The sequence below is a fragment of the Chryseobacterium sp. 2P genome, assembly GCF_059579425.1.
Genome location: NZ_CM184194.1, coordinates 438423 through 450131, shown reverse-complemented (window position 1 = coordinate 450131; position 11709 = coordinate 438423). Strand labels below are relative to the sequence as shown.

Here is an 11709-nt window from a genome sequence, read left to right as displayed (position 1 = left end):
AGAAACTTTACGCTTCAGTCTGCAAAAATACAATAAAAAAAACCTTATCCGAAGATAAGGTTTATATCTGTACTCAATTTAAATTATTTTGTCTGAGCCGGCTGAGGATTTGCCTGTTGCTGAGGAGCCTGTTGCGCTGCTGCCTGCTGCTGAGCAGCAACCACTGCAGGATCCATTCCTAATCCCGGTTGTAACTGAACGTTAGGATTTACCTTTGGAGCAGAAAGACCTGTTTGCTTGTCTAAAACGGTCACCAATTCAGGATCTCCTAAGTTAAAGAACGGCTTGCTTGCAATTTTACCGTCTTTATCTACTACGATAAAGCAAGGTAACTTAAATGCATAAACTCCGTATTTTTTAGCAATATCAGAATTTAACCCGTTTTCGCCATATACATTTGTTCCTGTAATTCCTTTTAATAAAGAGCTGCTTGTTTTTACAAACTGATCTTTTGTATCGTCAACATTTACAAAAACAAAGTTCATTTTAGATTTGTAAAAATTCACTACTTCTTTCAATACAGGAGTTGTAGCTTCTCCGATGTATGGATTCCATGAAGCGTAGAACGCCAATAAGTATGGTTTTCCTTTATTTTCAGAAAGATTGTAAGATTTTCCGTCTGCTTTTACCAGAGAAGCTTCAGGAGCCTGCTCTCCAATTTTGAATCCATTGATGGCAAACTGAATTTTCTTTAGATCTTCTTTAATGGTAGCATCTTTAATATCTTCATCGATAATTTTTTTGATCTTCTCAACCGTTTTCTCAGGTGAACCCGGATGAATATCCGACTGCGCCATTACAAATGCCAGTAAATAATCTTTAGCGGTCTGTGAAAGATCTTTCTGATTTTTCTTTAGATATTCTGTGAATAGTTCTGAAGTAGTAACATCTGTTTTTCCGGCAGTTTTTGCCTGAGCATATTTCTGGAAATCTGGACTCATTTTGGTTAAAAGATATTCTCTGTACAAAGGATGTTCTTTTACCAGTACATCTTTGTTCTCTTCCAGTTTTCCGGCAAAGTCCGTGAAGGCTTTAGTCACTTTAAATGAAGGATTCCCCATTTGCTTGTGACCCATTTCATACTGGTTCAGGATGGTAAGCAAAGTCGTTGAAAGATCATTTTTCTTCCAGGTAACAACTTCGTTATCCGGACTGAACTTCTTAACGTTTTCATCAATATTTTTGTTAATATCTGCCTGAACTTTTTCCATTCCTTTAAGGAAGGTTTTTTCGTCTTTAGACATCAGCTCATTCATATTAACCGTCTGAGCGTATGTTGCAAGATATTTCTGGGTAGCCATAAAGAAATCGTTGTTATTCTTTGCATCTCCCGTAATCACATATTCAGTCGGGAAAGTCATTGCATTTCCTGAAATTTCAAGTTTCTGACCTCCTTTAAGGTAGATTAAATTTCTTTTTCCTCCGTAAGAAAGAAGATACATTCCGCTTTTCGGAGCGTCGAAATTTCCTGTGAAAGTTCCGTCTTTATTTACCCCGATATTCATTAATGGTAAAGTAGCTACTCCCGAAGCTTCTATTAATTCGATTCTCTCCAACGGAGAACCTCCCGTGATTTTTCCTTTTACTTCTACTTTTTTAGAGCAAGACATCGCAAAAACCGCGATGATAAACAATAAAAGATATTTTTTCATTTTGAATTTTATAATTACGCAAAAATAGTTTTTTCAATAAACTAAAAGCAATTAAATGTTACTTTTATGAAAGATTTAACTAAAAAAAATCGCCATCCGGTGAGGAGACGATTTTTTATGTTATCCCGATAGATTTTATCCTCTGTCAGCAAAAGCTGTGATGAATTCTCTGTTCATTCTTGCAATGTTTTCAAGAGAAATCCCTTTCGGACATTCCACTTCACAAGCTCCTGTGTTTGAACAGTTTCCGAATCCTTCTTCGTCCATGGCTTTTACCATGTTAAGCACTCTTCTCTTCGCTTCTACTCTACCCTGCGGTAAAAGTGCGTACTGAGAAACTTTAGCCCCAACGAATAGCATTGCAGATCCGTTTTTACAGGTAGCCACACAAGCTCCGCATCCGATACAGGCAGCAGCGTCCATTGCTTTGTCTGCATCTTCTTTAGGAACCGGAATTGCATTGGCGTCCAAAGTATTTCCTGAAGTGTTCACTGAAATGAAACCACCTGCAGCCATTACTCTGTCGAATGCGCTTCTGTCTACCATTAAGTCTTTAATAACCGGGAAAGCAGCACTTCTCCATGGTTCAATAACGATGGTTTCACCGTCTTTGAACATTCTCATGTGAAGCTGACAGGTTGTAATTCCTGTATCCGGACCGTGTGCTCTACCGTTGATGTAAAGAGAACACATTCCGCAGATTCCTTCACGACAGTCGTGATCGAAAGCTACCGGCTCTTTTCCTTCGTTAATTAAACTCTCGTTAAGGATGTCCAACATCTCCAGAAATGAAGAATCTGTAGAAACATCCGATATTTTATAAGTCTCAAACTGACCTTTAGATTTATTATTTTTTTGTCTCCAAATTTTCAGCGTAAGATGTAAGCCTTTTTTTGCACTCATAATTGTATATTTAAAAGATTGGAGATTATTTGTAACTTCTTGTTTTAACTTCGATGTTGTCGTAGATCAGTTCTTCTTTATGCAACACTTCCGCGTTGATATCGCTTCCCTGATATTCCCAAGCTCCTACATATTTGTAATTTTCGTCATCTCTTTCAGCCTCTCCGTCCGGAGTTGAGTGGTCTTCACGGAAATGTCCTCCACAAGATTCGTTTCTGTGCAATGCATCGATAGCCATTAACTGTCCAAGTTCTAAGAAATCGGCAACTCTGAACGCTTTTTCAAGCTCAGTATTCATTCCGTCGTTATCTCCCGGAACTTTTACGTCTTTCCAGAAATTGTTTCTTACTTCTTCAATTTCTCTGATGGCTTCTCTTAATCCTTCAGGAGTTCTTCCCATCCCTACTTTATTCCACATAATGTTTCCTAACTGCTTGTGGAAATAATCTACTGAATGCGTTCCTTTATTATTTAAGAAGAAATCAATTTTCTCTTTAATTCCTTTTTCAGCCTCCGCAAAAGCAGAAGAATCTGTAGGAATAGCTCCTGTTCTGATATCTGCAGAAAGATAATCTGCAATAGTGTAAGGAAGTACGAAGTATCCGTCTGCAAGTCCCTGCATCAAAGCGGAAGCTCCCAATCTGTTGGCTCCGTGATCTGAGAAGTTCGCTTCCCCGATAACGAAACATCCCGGAATAGTAGACTGTAAGTTGTAATCTACCCAAACTCCACCCATGGTATAGTGAACCGCAGGATAAATCTTCATCGGAGTTTTGTAAGGATCATCTGCTGTAATTTTTTCGTACATTACGAAAAGGTTACCGTATTTCTCCTCAACCCACTTTTTACCCAAATCATAAATCTGCTGATCTGTAGGATTGCTGATGTGTTTCTCAATAGCGGCTTCTCTACCTTTTTTCATGATCTCTGTAGAGAAATCAAGGTAAACACCTTCCTGAGTATCGTTATTTTCGATTCCATATCCGGCATCACATCTTTCCTTAGCTGCTCTTGAAGCAACGTCTCTAGGAACCAGGTTACCGAATGCAGGATATCTTCTTTCCAGATAATAATCTCTGTCTTCTTCTTTGATGTTTTCAGGTCTTAATTTTCCTGCTCTGATTGCTTCTGCATCTTCAATCTTTTTAGGAACCCAGATTCTTCCGGAGTTTCTTAAAGATTCAGACATCAAAGTAAGCTTAGACTGCTGTGTTCCGTGAACCGGAATACACGTCGGGTGAATCTGTACGTAGCAAGGGTTTGCGAAATACGCTCCTTTTTTGTGAATCTTCCATGCTGCAGAAACGTTGGAACCCATTGCGTTTGTAGAAAGGAAATATACGTTTCCGTACCCTCCCGAAGCAATAACCACTGCGTGTGCAGAATGTCTTTCGATTTCACCTGTCACAAGATTTCTTGCGATGATTCCTCTTGCTTTTCCGTCTACGATCACAAGATCCATCATTTCATGACGGTTGTACATTTTAATTCTGCCTTTACCGATCTGACGGCTCATTGCAGAATAGGCACCTAATAATAACTGTTGACCTGTCTGTCCTTTTGCGTAGAAGGTTCTTTTTACCTGAACCCCGCCAAATGAACGGTTATCTAACTGACCTCCGTACTCACGTCCGAAAGGAACTCCCTGAGCAACGCACTGGTCGATAATATTTGCAGAAACTTCAGCCAATCTGTAAACGTTTGCCTCTCTTGCCCTGTAGTCTCCCCCTTTAATGGTATCATAGAACAATCTGTACGTAGAGTCACCGTCTCCCTGATAGTTTTTAGCTGCGTTGATACCTCCCTGAGCTGCGATAGAGTGCGCTCTTCTCGGAGAATCCTGATAGCAGAATGCTTTTACGTTATATCCCTGCTCAGCTAAAGTAGCCGCAGCAGAACCACCTGCCAAACCTGTACCTACAACAATAATATCAATCTTGTCTCTGTTGTTTGGTGCAACAAGGTTCATATGGTCTTTATGATTTTTCCATTTATCCTTAAGAGGACCCGCTGGAATTTTTGAATCTAATTTACTCATATTAGTATATTGATATTATTGAGTTACAAAGTGAAAAATTGCGATAAAGATAAAACCTGCCGGAATCAGGATAGAATACCATTTTCCGAAAGCCTTAATTACCGGCGTATATTTTGGATGTCTCGCCCCGATTGACTGGAATGAAGACTGGAATCCGTGAGCAAGGTGTAATCCTAATAAAACGAAAGAGATTACATACAAAGCCACTCTCCAGATATCTGCAAACTTCTCGTGAAGTTCCGGCCAGAAACGTTCAGCATCAGGAGCAATTTGCTCAACATACTTGTAGTTGATTTCGTGTAACCAGAAATCATAAAAGTGAAGCGCTAAAAAAGCCAACACTACAGATCCGGAAATAATCATATTTCTGGACATCCATGAAGAATTTGCAGAAGCGTTATTTGCTTCATACTTCACAGGACGTGCTTTGTTATTCTTAATTTCAAGAACAAATCCCATAATGAAATGGAAAAAGACTGCAAAACCAAGAATAGGCTGCATTAAGAACTGCACAAAAGGATTATAGCCCATAAATTCCGATGCTTTATTAAATACATCATGGTTATTAAGGACTGATAACAAATTGGTCGTCAAATGCAGTATAAGAAAAATCAGCAAAAACAGAGCTGATAATGCCATAGCATATTTTCTACCTATCGTAGAACTCGTTAAACCTGCCATATAAGTTTAAATTTGATTTTCCACAAAATTAAGAAATGTTAACAACATCAAAAAGTGAGAAATCTCACAAAAACCCAGTTTGTAATCTTTCTAAATAAGAGTTAAAATATTATAAATAAAGGAAAAACAGAAAATGTAATGATTAATTAAAGTTATAAATTTTGCCACTATAAACTACTTTTGTTACTTCTTTAGGGAAGGTTTTAATCTGGTAATTACGGATGCGTCTTGCAGAGCAGTAAGGATTAATAACAAACTGAATAATTTTTCTTTTGTCGGAAACTTCTTCAATCCAGAAACAGGCGTTGCTTCCCTTTTTTACAGACATCATTCTAGTTTTGGAAAAATCATGAAACAGAACTTCCTCACGCTGGTTTTCATAAGAATTAAAACCAATTCTTAAAATATAAAAAGCAAAAACTGCTGTCATTACGATTGTAAGATTTTTCAATTTCGGTTTCAGAATAAAAAATCTCAGAAAATAAACGATCAGAAATAATGCAATAACCTCGATCAGATTCATGGGAATATTTTCAAGGAACAAATCATTAAAATCTGCAAACCAATGAATAACCTTTAATAATAGCTGAATGATGAAATCATACGCAACATTCATCAGATTAAAATCAAGATTTAAAGCAATGAAAATGGTCATTAAAAATGAAAAAATAATAATTGCTTCAGAAAAGGGAACAATAAAAAAGTTCGCAGCAATTGAAATAAACGAAAACTGATGAAAATAATACAGAACCAAAGGAAGCGTTGCCAACTGGGCAGAAACAGAAATAGAAACGGTATTAAAAATTAACTTTTTCAACCAGTTATCCTGTATCGGAAAATAATTTAAAATCGGCTGATTCAGCCAGTAAATTCCCAAAACCGCACAAAAGCTCAACTGAAAACCGACATCAAAAAGCTGCTGAGTATCAAATATTAAAATAATAAAAGCAGACAGGGAAAGCGAATGCAGCAGATCGGGTTTTCTCTGAAGCAAAACATATACAAAGTAGATACTCAACATAAGACCTGAACGTACAACGGAGCTTCCGAATCCGATAAAAACAATAAATAACCATATAAAAATTAAACTGGAAATTATTGCGTATTTTCTGAATTTTAATGGTAAAATTTTAATTAGTAAAAGATAAAACAATCCGAAAATGACAACAATATGTGTTCCTGAAATGGCAAGAAAATGCACCAGTCCGGAACGGTTAAAATCCTGAACCGTTTGCCCATCCATTTCCGTTCGGTCGGCGAGAATAATTCCTTTTAAAAATTCTTTTGACTTTGAAGACATTCCGGCTTCGTCTATTCTTTGCAAAACTTCGAGTCTTTTCTGAGAAAACTTCTCCGTGAAGCTTAAATCTTTCCTTTCCGCTTCCGCAATTTCATCACTGATATAACACTGGTATTCAATATTTTTCCTTAAAAGATATTTCGAATAATCAAACTGAAAATCATATTGTGGCGGCTTCGGCTTTGAAATGTAAGCATGAGCTTGATAATAATGTAAAAAATCAGGTTCCTTTTCGCTTTTCGGGATGTAAATAACAGCATTGAAAGTTTGCTTTCCGGCTTGTATCACGCCTTCATACTTCCGATTTTTATCACTGGAATTCAATTTTTTAGCTATTCTAAAAACAATGGTTTCATTTTTAGAAACCGAAACATTTCCGGAAGCAAAAGCATTGAAAAAATGCAGAATGATTCCGATCCCAAAAAACATAAAACCGAGAAAATAAGGTTTCGCCTTATGGAGGTAGTAATTTTTAAGAAAAGTGATGGCTAAAATGAAAGCACAAATAATGATAATGAAGTAAACAAAATTTTGATCCAGAGAAAAAAAGTCCTGAACAAAAATACCCAAAATAAACAAGATGGCAAGAATTAAAATCGGCTGTTGATTCAATTTCAAAATTTGTGCTTCTCAAAAATATTTAATTGAATAACAATCAGCAAATCAAAATTTTAAAATCTTAAATTTTGACCTCAATTCATGATATAAAAGGAAAATCGCAGAAAAATTTTCTACGATTTTTTATGGTTTGTTTGATTTTTTAAACCTTTAAAATAACATCAGCCGCATTTTCACTGGCTCCCTTTCCGCCCAACTTTTCTCTCAGCAAATCGTAATCTCTTAAAAGCGGTATTCTTTTATCAGTTTCTAAAATCTTTTTCAGTTCTTCCACCAGATTCTTCGTGTTAAGATCGTTCTGAATCAGTTCTTTAACGACTTCACGATCCATAATCAAATTCACCAGAGAAATATATTTGATGTTTTTAACGAGCCTTTTCGCAATTGCATAAGAAATTTTGCTTCCACGGTAGCAAACCACTTCCGGAACATTCAGTAAAGCAGTTTCTAACGTGGCTGTTCCCGATGTTACTAAAGCTGCTTTCGAGCACCTCAGCAAATCATACGTTTTATTTGAAACAAAATGCACATTTTCGTCTACATAATTCTGATAAAATTCTTTAGGCAAACTCGGCGCTCCTGCAATAACGAACTGATATTCTTTAAAGTAAGGTCTTACAGAAAGCATCATTTCCAGCATTTTTTCCACTTCCTGTTTTCTGGAACCAGGCAAAAGCGCAATAATCTCTTTTTCGTTTAAATTATTTTCCTTTTTAAAATCTTCAACGTGAATATTTTGAAGCGTTGAAATCGCATCCAACAAAGGATGACCTACAAAATGCGAATGTACCCCGTGTTTTTTGTAAAAATCTTCTTCAAAAGGAAGAATGACCATCATTTCATCCACATATTTTTTAATGATCTCTACTCTCCCCTCTTTCCATGCCCAAAGCTGTGGAGAAATATAGTAAACGACTTTAATGCCTAATTCTTTGGCAAATTTTGCAATCCTTAAATTGAATCCGGGATAATCCACCAGAATTAAAACATCCGATCTGTTATTTCGGATATCTTCCTTGCAGAATTTAATATTATTGAGAATCGTCCGCAGATTTCTGGCTACTTCCAGAAATCCCATAAAAGCTAAATCACGATAGTGCTTCACTAAAGTTCCGCCCTGTTTCGCCATTAAATCTCCACCCCAGAATCTGAATTCCGAATGGGGATCTTTCTGCTTTAAAGCCTTCATTAAATTGCTTCCATGCAAATCTCCGGAAGCCTCTCCTGCGATAATGTAATATTTCATTTCTATAATCAGAATAGAGAACAAATAAGACGTTGTACGATCTTAATTTGTAAATTTGTTCAAAGATAATGATAAAAAATGTCAGAAGAATTTGAAATACGGAATAAAGTTGCGGAAAGCGGTTTAATCAATTTTGATCTTACGGATCTTGTTCCGAAGGGAGCCAGAAAAGGAATTGATCTTAAAGATTTTCTTTTCATGGAAATAATCTTAAAGGAAAAAGACTTCCGCGAAAAAGTGGCAGCCATAAATGTTGAAGAATATCGTGATGCGTATGTATATATATACAATTCTGCGGACGCGATCGTTCCGCTTTGGGCATATTTCCTGATTACGGCGAGACTTACGGGAGTAACCAAAAAAATAGTTTTCGGAAACCGTGAGGATCTGGAAGTTATTCTGATGCACAACGCCATTCAAAGTCATGATTTTGATGAAATGCGCGGAAAAAGAGTGCTGGTAAAAGGATGTTCAGATAAAGAAATCCCTGAAAACGCCTACATCGAACTGGTTGAACAACTGCAGCCGATTGTAAAATCGCTGATGTTTGGAGAAGCCTGTTCCAATGTTCCGATTTTAAAAAATTAAATCCTAAAAATCAACAACTTAAATTAAATTATAAAAATTAATCTCAAATTTTAATTAAAAAAAATCTTTGGGGAATATTTTTTGATAACTTTGGTTTACTTAATAATAAAATAAACACAAACTATGAGTTTAATCGACCTACTTACAGGGAACACCGGCAACCAGGTTGCTGAACAGGCTGAAAACAAATTCGGGATCAGCAAAACGCAGGTTATTGCTTTACTTGCAGTCGCTGCACCGCTAATTATTTCTTACCTTAGAAACAAATCTCAGGACGCAAAAGAAGCTGAAGCTTTAAATAACGCTTTGGATAAAGATCACGACGGAAGTATTCTGGACGACGTTTCTCAGGCAGATGCGAGACAGGCTGAAGGAGGTTCTATATTAAGCCATATTTTTGGTGGAGATAAATCTAATGTAGAAAACCAGCTTTCACAGAATACAGGAATTTCCATTGATAAAGTGGGACCTGTTTTAGCCATGCTGGCTCCTGTAATTATGGGCTACATCGGAAAAGAAAAGCAACAGAACAATGTAGGAGCAGGAGGCTTAGGCGATCTTTTGGGAGGAATTCTTGGGAATGCATCCAATCAGGCGCAGCAACAGCAGTCTAATCCATTGAATGATATTTTAGGAAGCGTTTTGGGCGGCGGAAATTCTCAGTCCGGAAATCCTTTGAATGACATTCTGGGAAGCGTTCTTGGAGGAGGCAATCAGCAGAAGCAGCAAGGCGGAGGCGGATTGGGAGATATCCTTGGCGGATTTTTTGGAAAATAATTTAATTTTGCTACATAAAAAAGACCGGAGAAAAAATAATCTCCGGTCTTTTTATTTTAATTTTTAGTTTTTTCTTCTGAAGCAGCAACCGTTTTCGAAGCTTTTCTCGGTCTTCTTTTTCCATAGCTTCCATTGTTGATCTTACCTCTTCTAGATTTTTTGTCTCCTTTTCCCATAGAAATAAATTTTAGTTGATTGACTACGAAATTAAAAAATACCCTGTAAAAATCAAAGATTGGAGCTGTTAAAATTTTTATAATTCTGTGGCGGGAAGCCGAGAGACAGGTGTTGGAAGATTATATTAAAGCGTAAATCTATCTTTGTTAAAAAACCTTTAGCTCCAATCTTCCATCATCCATACTTTTACACTTTTACTGTTTTCCATTTTCCTTTTTTAAACAAAATAAATGCAACAATAGTAATTAAAGTTTCGGTTACGGGAATCGATATAAAGACCCCTTTCGGTCCCATTCCGAAATATTTCGATAGAAAATAGGCTAAAGGAATCTGGAACAGCCAGAATCCGCACAAATTCACCCAAGTCGGAGTCCAGGTATCTCCTGCGCCATTAAAAGCATTAATCATCACCATTCCTATTCCGTAGAAAATAAATCCTACCGCCATAATATGTAAAGCATTCGTGGCAATAGTTTTAATTTCAGGTTCGTTGGTAAAAAATCCTACTAAAAAATCACCCAGAAAAAAGAAAATAATACTTACAGTTACCATAAAGATCACATTATATTTCACGGTTTTCATAACAGACTGTTCCGCTCTCAGCATTTCGTTGGCTCCCATATTCTGTCCGACTAACGTTGATGCCGCATTGCTTAATCCCCAAGCCGGAAGCAAAAAGAACATCATTAAACGTAAAGCCGTCTGATAACCTGCGGAAGCATTTTCACCGCCGGTTGTTGCGACCAGCTGAGCCAGAAAAATCCAGCTGCATGAAGCAATTACAAACTGAAAAATTCCGGGAGTTGCAATTTTTATCACGGATTTAATGATTTCAACATCAGGTTTAAAATATTTTGACTGAATTCTGATCTGCGTATCTGCAATCAAAAGATGATACAATTGATAGATCACTCCAATACTTCTGCCGATGGTCGTTGCCAAAGCTGCTCCCGTTAATCCCATTGCCGGAACCGGATCAAAACCTTTGATTAAAAGCGGACATAAAATTATATTGGCAATATTAGCGATCCAGAGAGATTTCATTGCAATGGCAGCATTTCCGGCGCCACGAAAAATTCCGTTGATTAAGAATAAAAGCATGATGATGACACTGCTTCCCATCATAATTCTTGTGAATTCTTTTCCGTACGCTGCTGCTTCAGGCTTTGAACCCATCAGAATTAAAATTTCTTCTGCGTAGATCACTCCAAGCAGACTCAATAGAAAAGTAATGACAAAAGAGACCAATAAAACCTGCGCTGCACTTCTGGAAGCCTGTTCGGGATTTTTCTCCCCCACTCTCCTTGCTACCATTGCTGTTGCCGCCATACTCATCCCGATTGCGATGGAATACATCACGGAAAGTACAGATTCTGTTAATCCCACTGTCTGTATTGCAAATCCGCTTTCTTTAAGATGACCTACAAAATACAGATCTACCAATGCGAATACAGATTCCATTGCCATTTCCAGCATCATGGGAATGGCGAGAAGAAGAACCGCACTTCGTATCGTTGCTTTAGTGTAATCTACTTCTTCACCGCTTAAAGCTTTCTTCAGAAAATTGAAATATTTTGACATGGATTCGGTTTTATATTCCGCAAAAATATAGATTCGAAAATGATTATAACTTGGCTTATGAAAAGTTTTCTGAAAAAGATTCTGAACAGATCAGTCGAAGCGCAATTACCAAATCAGAAAAATCAAAAATAAAAATTTCAATAAATTA

Annotated in this window: 10 protein-coding genes; 2 read left to right on the top strand and 8 right to left on the bottom strand. The window is 37.0% G+C overall.

Annotated elements, in window-relative coordinates; translation table 11 throughout:
• Positions 1-83: 83 nt before the first annotated feature.
• From AC52CF_RS01845 to lpxB, 6 genes are all read right to left on the bottom strand, one after another.
• The gene (locus AC52CF_RS01845) at positions 84-1652 is read right to left on the bottom strand and encodes a TlpA family protein disulfide reductase (RefSeq protein WP_214591018.1); all 1569 of its coding nucleotides are present in this window, start codon (positions 1650-1652) and stop codon (positions 84-86) included.
• A gap of 135 nt (positions 1653-1787) precedes the next feature.
• On the bottom strand, positions 1788-2555 hold the full coding sequence (locus AC52CF_RS01840; RefSeq protein ID WP_076390676.1) for a succinate dehydrogenase/fumarate reductase iron-sulfur subunit: 768 nt from the start codon (positions 2553-2555) through the stop codon (positions 1788-1790).
• A gap of 25 nt (positions 2556-2580) precedes the next feature.
• Entirely contained in the window at positions 2581-4593 is a 2013-nt protein-coding gene (locus AC52CF_RS01835; protein ID WP_214591019.1) for a fumarate reductase/succinate dehydrogenase flavoprotein subunit, read from the bottom strand.
• Between the two features lie 15 nt (positions 4594-4608).
• The gene (locus AC52CF_RS01830; protein ID WP_214591020.1) at positions 4609-5274 is read right to left on the bottom strand and encodes a succinate dehydrogenase cytochrome b subunit; all 666 of its coding nucleotides are present in this window, start codon (positions 5272-5274) and stop codon (positions 4609-4611) included.
• 142 nt (positions 5275-5416) lie between these two features.
• Positions 5417-7192 (bottom strand): ComEC/Rec2 family competence protein, encoded by a 1776-nt coding sequence (locus AC52CF_RS01825; RefSeq protein WP_496517761.1) that lies wholly within the window; start codon positions 7190-7192, stop codon positions 5417-5419.
• Positions 7193-7334: 142 nt separating this feature from the next.
• Positions 7335-8438, bottom strand: coding sequence for a lipid-A-disaccharide synthase (lpxB, locus tag AC52CF_RS01820; protein ID WP_496517760.1), 1104 nt, complete (start codon positions 8436-8438; stop codon positions 7335-7337).
• Between the two features lie 78 nt (positions 8439-8516).
• On the opposite strand from lpxB, the gene AC52CF_RS01815 reads away from it, so the two are divergent.
• The gene (locus AC52CF_RS01815) at positions 8517-9026 is read left to right on the top strand and encodes a DUF2480 family protein (protein ID WP_496517759.1); all 510 of its coding nucleotides are present in this window, start codon (positions 8517-8519) and stop codon (positions 9024-9026) included.
• 123 nt (positions 9027-9149) lie between these two features.
• Positions 9150-9803, top strand: a complete 654-nt coding sequence (locus AC52CF_RS01810) for a DUF937 domain-containing protein (RefSeq protein ID WP_496517758.1) — start codon at positions 9150-9152, stop codon at positions 9801-9803.
• 56 nt (positions 9804-9859) lie between these two features.
• Here the strand turns inward: AC52CF_RS01810 and AC52CF_RS01805 are convergent, their stop codons facing one another.
• Complete coding sequence (locus tag AC52CF_RS01805) at positions 9860-9979, bottom strand: 30S ribosomal protein THX (RefSeq protein ID WP_076390669.1); 120 nt, start codon at positions 9977-9979, stop codon at positions 9860-9862.
• A 187-nt stretch (positions 9980-10166) separates the two neighbouring features.
• Positions 10167-11561 (bottom strand): MATE family efflux transporter, encoded by a 1395-nt coding sequence (locus tag AC52CF_RS01800; protein WP_496517757.1) that lies wholly within the window; start codon positions 11559-11561, stop codon positions 10167-10169.
• Positions 11562-11709: the final 148 nt, after the last annotated feature.